Source organism: Streptomyces sp. LaBMicrA B280 (genome assembly GCF_049222185.1).
In the GTDB taxonomy this organism is placed as follows: Bacteria; Actinomycetota; Actinomycetes; order Streptomycetales; family Streptomycetaceae; genus Streptomyces; species Streptomyces murinus.
In genome coordinates, this window is the sequence record NZ_JBMJCT010000033.1 from 389,563 (window position 1) to 403,353 (window position 13,791).

Sequence of the window (13,791 nt, forward strand, 5' to 3'; positions counted from 1 at the left end):
GCGAGAGCGATCGCGTCCACTGTGCCGGGCCGCGTCCGCTACGACGGTTCCGGGCGCTCCGTGGGCGCGCCCGCCGCGAGGCGGTCGCCGATGTCGCGCAGGCCCGTGAGGTCGTGCACATCGCCGGGCAGGGCGGGTACGTCGACCACCGCCACCTCGGGGTGGCGGGCGGTGAAGCGGTCGCGCGTGCGCTGCTCGCGCGCCAGGAGGTGCATGCGCTCGGCGTGCAGCCTCAGCAGGCCCTCGGCGAGCCGGTCGACGGAACGTTCCTCGTCGGTGGGGGAGCCGTCGGGGAGAGCGCCGGATGCGTCGGTACCGGGTGCTGCCTCGGTTGCGGGAGACTGTGAACTGCCGTATGTGTCGGGAGAGTTACGAAGTCCAGCTTTCCCGTCCCCCTGATCCACAATGCCGGGGTCCGCAAGATTTTCCGCGGCGTCGAGCGCCCGCTCGGCCGACAGCCGGCCGGCGCCGCTGCCGTGCACCCGGTTGAGCACGAGACCCACCAGCGGCATGTCCTCCGCGGCCAGCCGCTCCACGAAGTACGCGGCCTCGCGCAGCGCGTCCCGCTCCGGGGCCGCCACCACCAGGAACGCCGTGCCGGGCGCCTGGAGCAGCTTGTACGTGGCGTCCGCGCGGGTGCGGAAGCCGCCGAAGGTGGTGTCCATCGCGGCCACGAACGTCTGGACGTCCTTGAGGAGTTGGCCGCCGAGCAGCTTGCCCAGGGTGCCGGTCATCATCGACATCCCGACGTTCAGGAACGCCATGCCCGCGCGGCCGCCCAGCTTGGCGGGGGCGGTGAGCAGGCGGATCAGCCGGCCGTCCAGGAAGGAGCCGAGCCGCTTGGGGGCGTCCAGGAAGTCCAGGGCCGAGCGGGAGGGCGGGGTGTCGACCACGATCAGGTCCCATTCGTCCCGCGCCCGCAGCTGGCCCAGCTTCTCCATCGCCATGTACTCCTGCGTGCCCGCGAAGCCCGCCGAGAGCGATTGGTAGAAGGGGTTCGCCAGGATCGCGGCCGCCCGCTCGCGGTCCGCGTGCGCCTCCACGACCTCGTCGAAGGTGCGCTTCATGTCGAGCATCATGGCGTGCAGCTCGCCGGCGCCGTCGGTGCCCTTGACCCGGCGGGGGACGTTGTCCAGGGAGTCGATGCCCATCGACTGGGCCAGCCTGCGGGCCGGGTCGATGGTGAGCACGACGACCTTGCGGCCCCGCTCGGCCGCGCGCAGGCCCAGGGCGGCCGCGGTGGTCGTCTTGCCGACGCCGCCGGAGCCGCAGCACACCACGATGCGCGTCTTCGGGTCGTCCAGCAGCGCGTCGACGTCCAGCACCCGGGAGGAGGCCAGCCGCCGGGCCGCCGCCTCCCGCCCCTCGGCCGCGCCACGCTCCTCGGCCTTCTCCCGGACCTCGGCCTTCTCCCGGACCTCGGCCTTCTCCCTGCTCCCGGCCTTGTCGCGGCTCCCGGCCTTCTCCCGGATCCCGGGCTCCTCCCGGACCTCGGCCTTGTCGCGGCCCCCGGATCTGCCGAGGCTCTCGCCCCGGTCTCCGGTCGCCGCCTCGCGCCCGTCGGCCGCGCCCTGCTCCTCGGCTGTCATGACACCTCCTGCTCGCGCAGCTCGGCGGCGAGTTCGTACAGACCCGCCAGGTCCATTCCCTCGGCGAGCAGCGGCAGTTCGTGCAGGGGCAGGCCCAGCTCGCCGAGCACACCGCGCTGCTCCTGCTCCAGGGCGTGCCGCTCGGCGTACTCCGCGGCCTGGGCCAGCAGCGGGTCCACCAGTTTCTCCGCGTTCCCGCCGCGCCGCGCGCCGCCGAGACCGGCGGCCGACAGGGACCGGGCCACGGCGGAGTGGTCCACCGTCCGCACGAGTTCCAGATCCCCGGCGTCCAACACCTCGGGCCGCACCATGTTCACGATGACCCGGCCCACCGGCAGCCGCGCCGCGCGCAGTTCGGCGATGCCGTCGGCGGTCTCCTGGACCGGCATCTCCTCCAGCAGCGTCACCAGGTGCACCGCCGTCTCCGGCGACTTGAGGACCCGCATCACGGCCTGCGCCTGATTGTGTATCGGGCCGATCTTCGCCAGGCCCGCCACCTCGTCGTTGACGTTGAGGAAGCGGGTGACGCGGCCGGTCGGGGGCGCGTCCATGACCACGTAGTCGTAGATGAACCGGCCGGCCCGGTCCTTGCGGCGCACCGCCTCGCACGCCTTGCCGGTGAGCAGGACGTCCCGGATGCCGGGCGCGATGGTGGTGGCGAAGTCGATGGCGCCGAGCTTCTTCAGGGCTCTCCCGGCGCCGCCCAGTTTGTAGAACATCTGGAGGTAGTCCAGAAGGGCCAGTTCGGGGTCTATGGCCAGTGCGTACACCTCCCCGCCCCCGGGAGCGACCGCGATCTTCCGCTCTTCGTACGGCAACGCCTCCGTCTCGAAGAGCTGTGCGATGCCCTGCCGGCCCTCGACCTCCACGAGAAGCGTCCGCTTCCCCTCGGTCGCGAGGGCCAGCGCGAGTGCGGCGGCGACCGTCGTCTTTCCGGTCCCGCCCTTGCCGCTGACGACCTGGAGCCTGCTCACGTCTTCGAGACTAACCAGTCCGGCCGACCGTCACGCGGGAGGCTGTGGATAACGGGGAGACGACGAGGGAGTGATCGGTCACAGCGGATACAGTCGGCCCATGACCAAGTGGGAATACTCAACCGTGCCGCTGCTCGTCCACGCCACGAAGCAGATTCTGGACAACTGGGGCGAGGACGGCTGGGAGCTCGTCCAGGTCGTGCCCGGGCCGAACCCCGAGCAGCTGGTCGCCTACCTGAAGCGGGAGAAGCAGGCATGAGCGCGGTCGAGGAGAAGCTGGCCGGTCTTGGCCTGAGCCTGCCGGAGGTCGTACCGCCGCTGGCCGCCTACCAGCCGGCCGTGCAGTCCGGTGTCTACGTGTACACCGCGGGCCAGCTGCCCATGGTCGAGGGCAAGCTGCCCGTCACCGGCAAGGTGGGCGCCGAGGTCACCGCCGACGAGGCCAAGGACCTGGCCCGCGTCTGCGCGCTGAACGCGCTGGCGGCCGTGAAGTCCGTCGCCGGTGACCTGGACCGGATCGCGCGCGTGGTCAAGGTCACCGGGTTCGTCGCCTCCGCGCCCGACTTCACCGGCCAGCCCGGTGTGATCAACGGCGCCAGCGAGCTGCTCGCCGAGGCCCTCGGCGACAAGGGCGTGCACGCCCGCAGCGCGGTCGGCGTCGCGGTGCTCCCGATGGACGCGCCGGTCGAGGTCGAGATCCAGGTCGAGCTGGTTCCGTAGCCCCGCCGCACCCGTACCACCGGCATCGCCCGCACCGCTCCGGCACCTCGGGTACCTCTCGAACATTCGCCCTACACGGGATAGCCTCCGGCCATGGCGAACGGTCAGTGGTACCCCCCGGAGTGGCCGGACCGCATCCGCGCGCTCGCGGACGGCACCCTCACCCCGGTGTCCCCCAAGCGTGCGGCGACGGTGCTCCTGCTGAAGGACACCGAGGCCGGACCGGCCGTCCACATGCTGCGCAGACGCGCCTCCATGGCCTTCGCCGGAGGCGCGTACGCGTATCCCGGGGGCGGCGTCGACCCGCGCGACGACGACACGCGGATCCGCTGGGCGGGCCCGCCGCGCGCGACCTGGGCCCGGCGGCTCGGGGTGGACGAGGCCGGTGCCCAGGCGATCGTCTGCGCGGCGGTCCGGGAGACGTACGAGGAGGCGGGCGTCCTGCTCGCCGGGCCCGACCCGGACGCGGTCGTCGGCGACACCACCGGCGACGACTGGGAGGCGGACCGCGCCGCCCTGGTCGCGCGTGAGCAGTCCTTCGCCGAGTTCCTGCACCGGCGCGGCCTGGTGCTGCGCTCGGACCTGCTGGGCGCCTGGGCACGCTGGATCACCCCGGAGTTCGAGTCGCGCCGCTACGACACCTGGTTCTTCGCGGCCGTCCTCCCCGAGGGGCAGCGCACCCGGAACGCCTCCACGGAGGCCGACCGCACGGTGTGGATCCGCCCGGCCGAGGCCGCCGCCGGGTACGACCGGGGCGAGCTGCTGATGATGCCGCCCACCATCGCCGCGCTGCGCGAGCTGCTGCCGTACGGCACCGCCGCCGAGGCCCTCGCGGCCGCCGCCGCGCGCGATCTGACGCCGGTGCAGGCCACCGCCCGGCTCCGGGACGGCGAGATCGTGCTGTCCTGGCCGGGGCACGAGGAGTTCACCAAGCACGTTCCGTCCAGCTCGGCGCCCGCCGACGCGACCGGGGGAGGCCGGGCATGACCGACGCGAGCGCGCTGCCCGGTCAGCCCCGGGGCGCGGTCGGCTCCGGACCGGCCACCGCGCGGGCCGTCAACGTCCTCGCGCCCAACGCCTCCGCGATGACCCTGGACGGCACCAACACCTGGATCCTCGCCGAGCCGGACTCCGATCTGGCCGTGGTGATCGACCCGGGCCCGCTGGACGAGGGCCATCTGCGCGCGGTCGTGGACACGGCGGAGAAGGCGGGCCGCCGGATAGCCCTGACCCTGCTCACGCACGGGCACGCGGACCACGCCGAGGGCGCGGGCCGCTTCGCCGAGCTGACCGGCACCCGGGTGCGGGCCCTGGACCCGGCGCTCCGCCTCGGCGACGAGGGCCTGGCCGGTGGCGACGTGATCACCACCGGCGGCCTGGAGCTGAGGGTCGTACCGACCCCCGGGCACACCTCGGACTCGCTGTCCTTCCACCTCCCGGCCGACCGGGCGGTGCTGACCGGCGACACCGTCCTCGGGCGCGGTACGACGATGGTGGCGCACCCCGACGGACGGCTCGGCGACTACCTGGACTCCCTGCGCCGGCTGCGCTCCCTCACGGTCGACGACGGCGTGCACACCGTGCTGCCGGGGCACGGCCCGGTCCTGGAGGACGCCCAGGGTGCCGTGGAGTTCTATCTCGCCCACCGCGCCCACCGGCTCGCCCAGGTGGAGACCGCCGTCGAGAACGGCCACCGCGGCGCGGCCGACGTCGTCGCCCATGTCTACGCCGACGTGGACCGCTCCCTGTGGCCGGCCGCGGAACTCTCGGTCCGCGCCCAGCTGGAGTACCTCGGCGAGCACGGCCTGATCTAGGGCCTGGTCTAGGGCCTGATCTCGGAGGATTCCCCCGGCTCCGGGCTCTTCACGCCGTGCACGCGCGCGTACTCGGCGGCGAGCCAGGGGCCCAGGTCGTCCACATGGGCGCGCAGCACCCGCGGGTCGCCCACGGGCTCGCGGCCGTACTCCGCCGCCGCGAGCAGCTGGGCGGCCCGCTCGGGGTAGTACGCCCCGCAGACCTCGGCCATCTCGCGCAGCTCGCTCGTCCAGCCGTTCCAGCGGGTCATGACGAGCGTGAAGCCGGTGCGGACGAGATGGCGGGACATGAAGCGCACCAGGCGCCGCCGGGCCGCCTCGTCGTCCCCGGCAGCGGCGATCCGCGTCCGCCAGCGGGGCAGCAGCCGGGCGAGGTCGCCGTTGGTCTCACGGGCCAGCAGGGAGTCGGGGCGGTAGCGGGGCAGCAGCTCGGCCAGGTCGTTCCCGAGCAGCGGTGTGCACAGACAGGCCAGGAACCAGCCCATGTCGTACCGCTCCCGCTCGCTCAGCAGCCGCTCCCGGCCGTACAGCAGCGTTCCGGCCCCGTCGATCTCCGGGAACTCCCGGTCCAGGGCCTCGCCGAGGGCTCGCAGGGCGGCACGGTCGGCGTCGGCCGGTTCCGCGCGCAGGACGATCAGCAGGTCCAGGTCGCTGCGGCCCACCCGCGCGGTGCCCCGGGGGATCGACCCGTAGAGGTATGCGCCGTCCAGCCGCGCCCCGAAGACCTCCGGCAGCCGCTCCCGTACGGCGGCCAGGACCGGCCGGAAGGCGGCGGGCACGCGCGCGAGGGAGCCTTCGCGGACGAAGAAGCCGTCGGGGTCGAGGCCGTGCGGGCGGGGTGGGGCGGGAGGTGCGGTCATGGGGGTCATCGTGCCGTGCCCGACCGGTCCGGGGCAGCGGGTTTATGCCGGGAGACACGACTCAGGGCGCGGCCCCCGAGGAGCCGCGCCCTGGATGTCGTACCGGGAGGGACCCGGGCGTCAGCGGGACCGCTTGGCCAGCCGCTCCACGTCCAGCAGGATGACCGCGCGTGCCTCCAGGCGCAGCCAGCCGCGCTGGGCGAAGTCGGCCAGGGCCTTGTTGACGGTCTCGCGGGAGGCGCCGACCAGCTGGGCCAGCTCCTCCTGGGTGAGGTCGTGGACGACATGGATGCCCTCTTCGGACTGCACGCCGAAGCGGCGCGACAGGTCGAGCAGGGCGCGCGCCACACGGCCGGGGACATCGGAGAAGACCAGGTCGGACATGGCGTCATTGGTCTTGCGCAGCCGGCGGGCGACGGCGCGCAGCAGGGCGCCCGCCACCTCGGGGCGGGCGTTCAGCCAGGGCTGGAGGTCGCCGTGGCCGAGGCCGAGCAGCTTGACCTCGGTCAGCGCGGTCGCGGTGGCCGTGCGCGGGCCCGGGTCGAACAGCGACAGCTCGCCGATCAGCTCGCCGGGACCGACGACGGCGAGCATGTTCTCGCGGCCGTCGGGGGAGGTGCGGTGGAGCTTGACCTTGCCCTCGGTGACGACATACAGGCGGTCGCCCGGGTCGCCCTCGTGGAACAGGGAGTCGCCGCGAGCGAGGGTCACCTCGCTCATCGAGGCGCGAAGCTCCGCGGCCTGCTCATCGTCGAGCGCCGCGAAGAGCGGGTTGCGCCGCAGAACGTCGTCCACGAGTTTTCTCCTTGTCGACCTGCTCAGGGGATCTTTCTCCCCTGTGTGCCAGGGACCGTGTTCTCATTTTGCCGGACGGTCCAAACAGTGTGATCTGTCACAAGGATGCCGCACCGGTGTGCCGGGGTAAGCGTCAGGGGTCCAATCGGGGGCCGATCTTCGGGGTCCGGGGCGGATGTCGGTGCCGGGCTCTAGGCTGGCCGGGTGTCCAAATCACCGGTGAGAGCACAGGCCAAGGGGGCTTAGCGGGTGGTTGTACGTCGCGATTCCGCTGTGGGCGAACAGAGCCCCGGAGGCAGTAGGAAAAGTAGAAAAAAGGCTGACATGACGGAAGAGACCGGTTCGGCAGGGAAGGCAGGGTCTGCCGGGAAGGCGGCTTCCGCCGCGAAGGCGCCTTCCGCGAAGAAGGCGGCCCCTGCCAAGAAGTCCGCTTCCGCCCGGAAGGCCGCACCGGCCGGGAAGTCCGTCTCGGGCCGGAAGGTCACCCCGGCGAAGAAGGCCGTGGCCGCCGACGGCGCGGTCCCGGTGAAGAAGGCCGCGCCCGCCGAGAAGGTCGCCGTGGAGCCGCCGGGCAAGGAGTCGCGGACCGCCCTGGTCCGCCGGGCCCGCCGGATCGACCGCGAGCTGGCCGAGGTGTACCCCTACGCCCACCCTGAGCTGGACTTCGAGAACCCCTTCCAGCTGCTGGTCGCGACCGTCCTGTCGGCCCAGACCACCGATCTGCGCGTCAACCAGACGACCCCCGGCCTCTTCGGCCGCTATCCCACCCCCGAGGACCTGGCCGCCGCCGACCCGGAGGAGGTCGAGGGGATCCTGCGCCCCTGCGGGTTCTTCCGGGCCAAGACCAGGTCCGTCATAGGGCTCTCCAAGGCGCTGGTGGAGGACTTCGGCGGCGAGGTGCCGGGGCGTCTCGAGGACCTGGTCAAGCTGCCCGGCGTCGGCCGCAAGACCGCCTTCGTCGTGCTCGGCAACGCCTTCGGACGGCCCGGGATCACCGTGGACACCCACTTCCAGCGGCTGGTGCGCCGCTGGCGCTGGACCGGGGAGACCGACCCGGACAAGATCGAGGCCGCGGTCGGCGCGCTGTTCCCCAAGAGCGACTGGACCGACCTGTCCCACCACGTCATCTGGCACGGCCGCCGCATCTGCCACGCCCGCAAGCCCGCCTGCGGCGCCTGCCCGATCGCCCCGCTCTGCCCGGCCTACGGCGAGGGCGAGACCGACCCGGAGAAGGCGAAGAAGCTGCTGAAGTACGAGAAGGGCGGCCTGCCCGGGCAGCGGCTCAACCCGCCACAGGCCTATCTGGACGCGGGCGGCAGGCCCGCGCCGCCGCTGGGGGCCGCGTGACGGAACGAACCCGGTGCCCTCGGCGTTGGACGACACGGAACGACGGGGGTGGGCGATGACGTGGGCCGGCGAGACACGAGGCGACGCGGTGGTGCTGAACGGCCGGGGACTGCCCGACTGGCTGCACCCGGTCGCACGCGCCGCCGAGACCATCGAGCCCCTCCAGCTCAGCCGCTTCCTGCCGCCGGAGAACGGCTCGGGCCGCCAGTCGGCCGTGCTGATCCTGTTCGGCGAGGGCACCCGCGGCCCCGAACTGCTGCTCATGGAGCGCTCCGGCTCGCTGCGCTCGCACGCGGGCCAGCCGTCCTTCCCCGGCGGCTCCCTCGACCCCGAGGACGGCGATCCGCTCGGCGAGGGCCCGCTGCGCGCCGCCCTGCGCGAGGCCGAGGAGGAGACCGGGCTCGACCCCCGCGGGGTGCAGCCGTTCGCCGCGCTGCCCCGGCTGTACATCCCGGTCAGCCGCTTCGTCGTCACCCCCGTCCTCGGCTGGTGGCGCGAGCCCAGCCCGGTCGGCGCGGTGGACCCGAACGAGACGGCGCGGGTGTTCACGGTCCCCGTGGCGGATCTCACGGACCCCGCCAACCGCACCACCGTCGTCCATCCCAGCGGATTCCGCGGTCCGGCATTCCAGGTCGAATCGGCCCTTGTGTGGGGTTTCACGGCCGGAGTGATCGACCGGCTGCTGCACTACGCGGGCTGGGAGCGCCCCTGGGACCGGGAGAAGCTGTCCCCGCTCGACTGGAGCTCATGACAGGGTGATCCCCGTGCTGTCTCTTTCCCGGGGACGCAGGGTCCCTGAAGTCCCCATGGGGGCGGCCCGGACGCCTCGTCCGAGCCGCGGGAAGCGGAACGGAGTAGGCGAGGGCCTGAAGCGGTGAACGTGCTGGACATCCTGTTGCTGGTCGCTGCCGTGTGGTTCGCGGTCGTGGGCTACCGCCAGGGCTTCGTCGTGGGCATCCTGTCGGTGATCGGGTTCCTGGGCGGCGGCCTCGCGGCGGTGTACGCGCTGCCCGTCGCCTGGGACGCGGTGACCGACAACGCGCAGGTGGGCACCACCGCCGCCGTCGTGGCCGTGGTCGTCGTCATCGTCTGCGCCTCCGTCGGCCAGGCCCTGACCACCCACCTCGGCAACAAGCTGCGCAAGCACATCACCTGGTCCCCGGCCCGCGCCCTGGACGCCACCGGCGGCGCGCTGGTCAACGTGGTGGCGATGCTCCTGGTCGCCTGGCTGATCGGCTCCGCCCTGGCCGGCACCACCCTGCCGACCCTCGGCAAGCAGGTACGCGGCTCCAAGGTGCTGCTCGGGGTCTCCCGGGCGCTGCCCGCCCAGGCCGACGGCTGGTTCGCGGACTTCTCCTCGGTCCTCGCGCAGAACGGCTTCCCGCAGGTCTTCAGCCCGTTCTCCGACGAGCCCATCAAGGACGTCCAGCCGCCCGACCCGGCCCTCGCCGGCAGCCCGGTCGCCACCCACGCCCAGCGCTCCATCGTCAAGGTCACCGGCACCGCGCAGAGCTGCGGCAAGGTCCTGGAGGGCACCGGCTTCGTCTTCGCCGACCGCCGGGTGATGACCAACGCGCACGTCGTCGGCGGGGTGGACGCGCCGACCGTGCAGATAGGCGGGGTGGGGCGGCGGTACGGCGCCAAGGTGGTGCTGTACGACTGGAAGCGCGACATCGCGGTACTCGACGTACCGGACCTGAAGGCGGACGCGCTGAAGTTCTCCGCGCCGGACGCGGCCGGGGGCGACGGCGCGATCGTGGCCGGGTTCCCGGAGAACGGCTCGTACGACGTGCGCGCGGCCCGGGTGCGCGGGCGCATCTCGGTCAACGGCCCGGACATCTACCACCGCGGCAGCGTGCGCCGCGATGTCTACTCGCTGTACGCGACCGTCCGCCAGGGAAACTCCGGCGGACCCCTGCTCACCCCTGACGGCAGGGTCTACGGGGTGGTGTTCGCCAAGTCCCTGGACGACGCCGAGACCGGTTACGCGCTGACGGCGGACGAGATCCGGCCGGACATCGCCCGCGGTCGCACGGCGAACGAACAGGTGGGCACGGACAGCTGCGCGCTGTGAGCCGCGGGGCGGCTCAGTTGCGCGGGTGACGCAGCCGCACCGAGACCCAGCGGGCCCGGCGGCGCAGGATGCGCGGGATCCCCACCCGCAGTTCGCCTTCCGCGAGTTGCGGGGTGCCTCGCTGAGGCGTGCTCAGGCCCGTGGCCGAGCGGCGGTTGCGGGGTGCGTCACTGTAGTCGTGCGTCAAGCCCATACCGGTCCGTGTGCCCCCGCCCCAAGGTCGATAACCGCTTGGACGGCGGCCAATTGGCGTATGCGGCGGGCATGTGGCCGAACGGGGGACAAGTGGCGAGGAACCGGATACTCCACGCATCGGTTCCGCGCCGCGTCGTCACCGGTCGGGCTCGGGGTCCTTCAGCCAGTTGACCAGCTCCGTCGAGAACGCCACCGGGTCCTCCTCGTGCGGAAAATGCCCGAGCCCGTCGAACAGCCGCCAGCGGTACGGCGCTTCGACGTACTCCCCGGAGCCGGCGGCGCTGCGGGTGCGGCTCACCGGATCGAGTGAACCGTGCAGATGCAGCGTGGGCACCCGCACCGGACGCTTCATCCTGCGGTAGAACTGCACGCCGTCCGGGCGCGCCAGGGAGCGCACCAGCCAGCGGTACGGCTCGACGGAGCAGTGCGCGGTGGAGGGGATGCACATGGCGCGCTGGTACGCGCGCACCGCCTCGTCCTCCGGCGGGCGCGGCCCGGACCAGTCCCGGATCAGACGGCCCACCAGCTCCCCGTCGTCCGCGGTGAGTTGACGCTCCGGGATCCAGGGCCGCTGGAAGCCCCAGATGTAGGAGTTGGCGGCCGTCTGCCGGGCGTCGCGCAGCATCGCGGCGCGCCAGCGCCGGGGGTGCGGCATCGACACCACCGCGAGCCGCCGCACCAGCTTGGGGCGCATGGCCGCCGCGGTCCACGCCAGATAGCCGCCGAGGTCGTGTCCGACCAGCGCGGCGTCCGGCTCGCCGAGCGAGCGGATGACACCGGTGACGTCCAGGGCGAGGTTGGCCGGGTCGTAGCCGCGCGGTGTGCGGTCGCTGCCGCCGACGCCCCGCAGGTCCATGGCCACCGCCCGGTAGCCGGCCTCCGCGAGAGCGACCAGTTGGTGCCGCCAGGTCCACCAGAACTGCGGGAAGCCATGGAGCAGCAGCACCAGGGGGCCGTCGCCGAGTTCCGCGATGTGGAAGCGGGCGCCGTTCGCGGCGACGTCCCGGTGGATCACCTGGTGTCCGGGCAGGCCGATCCGTACCGGTGAGGGAGGAGCGGGGTCATGAGCGGGGTCCGTCATGACGACGAGCGTGCCACAGCCTCGATGGCCGCGGGGCTGCGATCCTCGGGAAGCTCCGGGCGCGGGTGCGGCTTGGCGTTGCCCAGGACGCTCGCCGACTCCTTCATGGACGCGGCGACCTTCTGCGGGCCCCGGCCCTTCTTGGCCTTCTTCGCGAAGACCACACCGATCAGCGCGAGCAGACCGGCGACGAGCACGTTCGCCGCGAAGGACAGCACGAAGCAGATCGCCAGGTTCCAGTGGGACCAGGTGCGGATGCCGTACGCCAGGGCGAAGTTGAGCATCGGCAGGGAGAAGATCAGGACCGCGCCCGCCAGCGAGAACGCGCCGCCGCTGGTCGCGCCGCGCTTCACGTCCTGCTTGAGCTGCGCCTTGGCCAGCGCGATCTCGTCGTGCACCAGCGCCGACAAATCGGTCGTCGCCGAGGCGAACAGCTGGCCGATGCTGCGTTCGGCGCCGACCGGGCTGCCGTCGGGTGCGCTCATCGCGTTCTCCCTTACGAGTTCTTTCGTGTCCCCGGGCCTGCCGGGCGGGCCGCCGCCCCGCCCCGGGTCACCGTCTTGATTTGTACCGTCTCGTCAGATCATGCCGGACGGCCGCCCTCGTCGCCTGCCCCGCCCGGTACTTCGGCACGCCCGTCGTCCGCCGCGGCCGTCCGCTCGGCGGCGATCCGCCGGTGTTCGGCGGCCCTGCGCTCCAGGATCCGGGCCATGCGGAGGTGGTACGCCGGGTCGTCTTCCTCGTAGACGTCGGGGACGCCGTCGAGGTCCTCGTCGCGGTCCTCGGCCTCGCACAGCCGCCGGTACTTGGCGTTGCGTATCTTCAGCAGCACGGTGGCACAGACCGCGGCGATCAGGGACCCGGTGAGGACGGCGGCCTTGGTCTCGTCGGTGAGGAGCGCGTCGCCGTCGTAGGCCAGTTCGCCGATGAGCAGCGAGACCGTGAAGCCGATGCCGGCGAGCGAGGCCACCGCGAAGACGTCCGGCCAGGCGAGGTCCTCGCTCAGGGAGGCGCGGGTGAAGCGGACGGTCAGCCAGGTGCCGCCGAATATGCCGAGCGCCTTGCCGAGGACCAGGCCCAGCACCACGCCGAGGGTCTCCGGCCGGGTGAACAGATCGCCGAGCGCCCGCCCGGACACCACCACACCGGCGCTGAACAGCGCGAACAGCGGTACCGCGAACCCGGCGGACAGGGGCCGCACCAGATGCTCGACGCGCTCGCCGGGCGAGTGCCCCTCGCCCTCGCGGGTGGTGCAGCGCAGCATCAGGCCCATGGCCACGCCGGCGATGGTGGCGTGCACGCCGCTGTTGTACATCAGCGCCCAGTTGACGACCGCGAGCGGCAGATAGACGTACCAGCCGCGCACGCCCTTGCGCAGCAGCAGCCAGAAGACGGCGAGGCCGAGGAACGCGCCGCCGAGCGCGGCGAAGTTCAGCCGGTCGGTGAAGAAGACCGCGATGATCAGGATCGCGAAGAGGTCGTCAACGACGGCCAGGGTGAGCAGGAAGGCGCGCAGGGCGCTGGGCAGCGAGGTGCCGATCACCGCGAGGACGGCGAGCGCGAAGGCGATGTCGGTGGCGGTGGGCACCGCCCAGCCCTGCGTGGAGCCGTGTCCGGCGAGGTTGGTGACGGTGTAGACGAGCGCGGGTACGGCCATGCCGCACAGGGCGGCCACCACGGGGAGCACGGCCGCCTTGGGGTCGCGCAGGTCTCCGGCGACCAGTTCGCGTTTGAGCTCGATACCGGCGACGAAGAAGAAGATCGCGAGGACGCCGTCGGCGGCCCAGTGGGCGACCGACAGATCCAGGCCGAGGGCGGCGGGGCCGAAGCTGAAGTGGCTGACCGCCTCGTAGCTGTGGCGCAGCGCCGGGACGTTCGCCCAGATCAGGGCGGTCACGGCGGCGAGCAGCAGGAGTACTCCGCCGACGGTCTCCGTGCGCAGGGCGTCCGCGACATAGGTCCGCTCGGGCAGGGACAGGCGTCCGAGGGCCTTGCGGGCGGGGTGCGGGGTGCGGGGCGCGGTCACGATGGGGGACCTCCGGAAGCGGGCAGGATTACGTACCTGCCGACCAGACTTCCCGGCACACCCCATATGGATCTTGTTGACTTCTTGACGCTTTGGTTACTTTACCTAACTTCTCGGGCGAGGGAAAGGCGACCGGGACCGGTGGGCCCTGACCTGCGGAAGGGGCGTCCGGCGGATGCCGGGCGCCCCTTGTCCGTCGTGCGGGATCAGTCCTCGGTGGGGGTGGTGGGGAGTTTGGACTGGATGAGGTCCATGACGCTGGAGTCGGTGAGGGTGGTGACGTCTCCGAGTTGGCGGTTTTCGGCGACGTCGCGCA

Annotated in this window: 15 protein-coding genes; 7 read left to right on the forward strand and 8 right to left on the reverse strand. The window is 72.5% G+C overall.

What is annotated here, in order from left to right:
* Positions 1-38 precede the first annotated feature (38 nt).
* Positions 39-1,589 carry an ArsA family ATPase gene (locus ACLF5H_RS26700; protein WP_421678548.1) on the reverse strand — a complete coding sequence of 517 codons (1,551 nt, stop codon included), beginning with the start codon at positions 1,587-1,589 and terminating at the stop codon, positions 39-41.
* Positions 1,586-2,563, reverse strand: coding sequence for an ArsA family ATPase (locus tag ACLF5H_RS26705; RefSeq protein WP_421678549.1), 978 nt, complete (start codon positions 2,561-2,563; stop codon positions 1,586-1,588). Before ACLF5H_RS26705 ends, ACLF5H_RS26700 begins: the two co-directional genes overlap by 4 nt.
* Positions 2,564-2,663: 100 nt before the next feature.
* On the opposite strand from ACLF5H_RS26705, the gene ACLF5H_RS26710 reads away from it, so the two are divergent.
* From ACLF5H_RS26710 to ACLF5H_RS26725, 4 genes are all read left to right on the forward strand, one after another.
* On the forward strand, positions 2,664-2,822 hold the full coding sequence (locus tag ACLF5H_RS26710; protein WP_018547934.1) for a DUF4177 domain-containing protein: 159 nt from the start codon (positions 2,664-2,666) through the stop codon (positions 2,820-2,822).
* Positions 2,819-3,283 carry a RidA family protein gene (locus tag ACLF5H_RS26715; protein WP_085565836.1) on the forward strand — a complete coding sequence of 155 codons (465 nt, stop codon included), beginning with the start codon at positions 2,819-2,821 and terminating at the stop codon, positions 3,281-3,283. Before ACLF5H_RS26710 ends, ACLF5H_RS26715 begins: the two co-directional genes overlap by 4 nt.
* A gap of 93 nt (positions 3,284-3,376) precedes the next feature.
* Positions 3,377-4,270 carry an NUDIX hydrolase gene (locus tag ACLF5H_RS26720; RefSeq protein ID WP_421678550.1) on the forward strand — a complete coding sequence of 298 codons (894 nt, stop codon included), beginning with the start codon at positions 3,377-3,379 and terminating at the stop codon, positions 4,268-4,270.
* The gene (locus ACLF5H_RS26725; protein ID WP_421678551.1) at positions 4,267-5,097 is read left to right on the forward strand and encodes an MBL fold metallo-hydrolase; all 831 of its coding nucleotides are present in this window, start codon (positions 4,267-4,269) and stop codon (positions 5,095-5,097) included. Before ACLF5H_RS26720 ends, ACLF5H_RS26725 begins: the two co-directional genes overlap by 4 nt.
* An 8-nt stretch (positions 5,098-5,105) precedes the next feature.
* Here ACLF5H_RS26725 and ACLF5H_RS26730 read toward each other — a convergent pair whose 3' ends face one another.
* Both ACLF5H_RS26730 and ACLF5H_RS26735 read right to left on the reverse strand, forming a co-directional pair.
* Positions 5,106-5,966 (reverse strand): nucleotidyltransferase domain-containing protein, encoded by an 861-nt coding sequence (locus ACLF5H_RS26730; RefSeq protein WP_421678552.1) that lies wholly within the window; start codon positions 5,964-5,966, stop codon positions 5,106-5,108.
* Positions 5,967-6,077: 111 nt separating this feature from the next.
* On the reverse strand, positions 6,078-6,752 hold the full coding sequence (locus ACLF5H_RS26735) for a Crp/Fnr family transcriptional regulator (protein WP_014674022.1): 675 nt from the start codon (positions 6,750-6,752) through the stop codon (positions 6,078-6,080).
* 324 nt (positions 6,753-7,076) lie between these two features.
* On the opposite strand from ACLF5H_RS26735, the gene nth reads away from it, so the two are divergent.
* The 3 genes from nth (at position 7,077) to ACLF5H_RS26750 (ending at position 10,173) form a co-directional block, all read left to right on the forward strand.
* Positions 7,077-8,099 (forward strand): endonuclease III, encoded by a 1,023-nt coding sequence (nth, locus tag ACLF5H_RS26740; RefSeq protein ID WP_421678553.1) that lies wholly within the window; start codon positions 7,077-7,079, stop codon positions 8,097-8,099.
* A gap of 55 nt (positions 8,100-8,154) precedes the next feature.
* A complete protein-coding gene (locus tag ACLF5H_RS26745) occupies positions 8,155-8,850 on the forward strand; it encodes an NUDIX hydrolase (RefSeq protein WP_421678554.1) in 696 nt (231 codons plus the stop codon).
* Positions 8,851-8,973: 123 nt separating this feature from the next.
* On the forward strand, positions 8,974-10,173 hold the full coding sequence (locus tag ACLF5H_RS26750; protein ID WP_421678555.1) for a MarP family serine protease: 1,200 nt from the start codon (positions 8,974-8,976) through the stop codon (positions 10,171-10,173).
* Positions 10,174-10,186: 13 nt separating this feature from the next.
* Here ACLF5H_RS26750 and ACLF5H_RS26755 read toward each other — a convergent pair whose 3' ends face one another.
* The 4 genes from ACLF5H_RS26755 to nhaA all read right to left on the reverse strand — a co-directional run bounded on the left by ACLF5H_RS26755 (position 10,187) and on the right by nhaA (position 13,475).
* The gene (locus tag ACLF5H_RS26755; RefSeq protein ID WP_085565843.1) at positions 10,187-10,366 is read right to left on the reverse strand and encodes a hypothetical protein; all 180 of its coding nucleotides are present in this window, start codon (positions 10,364-10,366) and stop codon (positions 10,187-10,189) included.
* Positions 10,367-10,504: 138 nt separating this feature from the next.
* Positions 10,505-11,449: an alpha/beta fold hydrolase gene (locus tag ACLF5H_RS26760; protein WP_421678556.1), complete on the reverse strand. Its 945-nt coding sequence runs from the start codon at positions 11,447-11,449 to the stop codon at positions 10,505-10,507.
* Positions 11,446-11,934: a phage holin family protein gene (locus ACLF5H_RS26765; RefSeq protein ID WP_421678557.1), complete on the reverse strand. Its 489-nt coding sequence runs from the start codon at positions 11,932-11,934 to the stop codon at positions 11,446-11,448. The genes ACLF5H_RS26760 and ACLF5H_RS26765 overlap by 4 nt, the downstream gene beginning before the upstream one ends.
* Positions 11,935-12,032: 98 nt before the next feature.
* On the reverse strand, positions 12,033-13,475 hold the full coding sequence (nhaA, locus tag ACLF5H_RS26770; protein WP_421678558.1) for a Na+/H+ antiporter NhaA: 1,443 nt from the start codon (positions 13,473-13,475) through the stop codon (positions 12,033-12,035).
* Positions 13,476-13,791: the final 316 nt, after the last annotated feature.

Excerpts from the sequence above, each read along its gene's own strand:
- ACLF5H_RS26700 (WP_421678548.1), bottom strand. The coding sequence starts at position 1,589 with ATGACAGCCGAGGAGCAGGGCGCGGCCGACGGGCGCGAGGCGGCGACC.
- ACLF5H_RS26710 (WP_018547934.1), top strand. The coding sequence starts at position 2,664 with ATGACCAAGTGGGAATACTCAACCGTGCCGCTGCTCGTCCACGCCACG.
- ACLF5H_RS26715 (WP_085565836.1), top strand. The coding sequence starts at position 2,819 with ATGAGCGCGGTCGAGGAGAAGCTGGCCGGTCTTGGCCTGAGCCTGCCG.
- ACLF5H_RS26720 (WP_421678550.1), top strand. The coding sequence starts at position 3,377 with ATGGCGAACGGTCAGTGGTACCCCCCGGAGTGGCCGGACCGCATCCGC.
- ACLF5H_RS26725 (WP_421678551.1), top strand. The coding sequence starts at position 4,267 with ATGACCGACGCGAGCGCGCTGCCCGGTCAGCCCCGGGGCGCGGTCGGC.
- ACLF5H_RS26730 (WP_421678552.1), bottom strand. The coding sequence starts at position 5,966 with ATGACCCCCATGACCGCACCTCCCGCCCCACCCCGCCCGCACGGCCTC.
- nth (WP_421678553.1), top strand. The coding sequence starts at position 7,077 with ATGACGGAAGAGACCGGTTCGGCAGGGAAGGCAGGGTCTGCCGGGAAG.
- ACLF5H_RS26745 (WP_421678554.1), top strand. The coding sequence starts at position 8,155 with ATGACGTGGGCCGGCGAGACACGAGGCGACGCGGTGGTGCTGAACGGC.
- ACLF5H_RS26755 (WP_085565843.1), bottom strand. The coding sequence starts at position 10,366 with ATGGGCTTGACGCACGACTACAGTGACGCACCCCGCAACCGCCGCTCG.
- ACLF5H_RS26760 (WP_421678556.1), bottom strand. The coding sequence starts at position 11,449 with ATGACGGACCCCGCTCATGACCCCGCTCCTCCCTCACCGGTACGGATC.
- ACLF5H_RS26765 (WP_421678557.1), bottom strand. The coding sequence starts at position 11,934 with ATGAGCGCACCCGACGGCAGCCCGGTCGGCGCCGAACGCAGCATCGGC.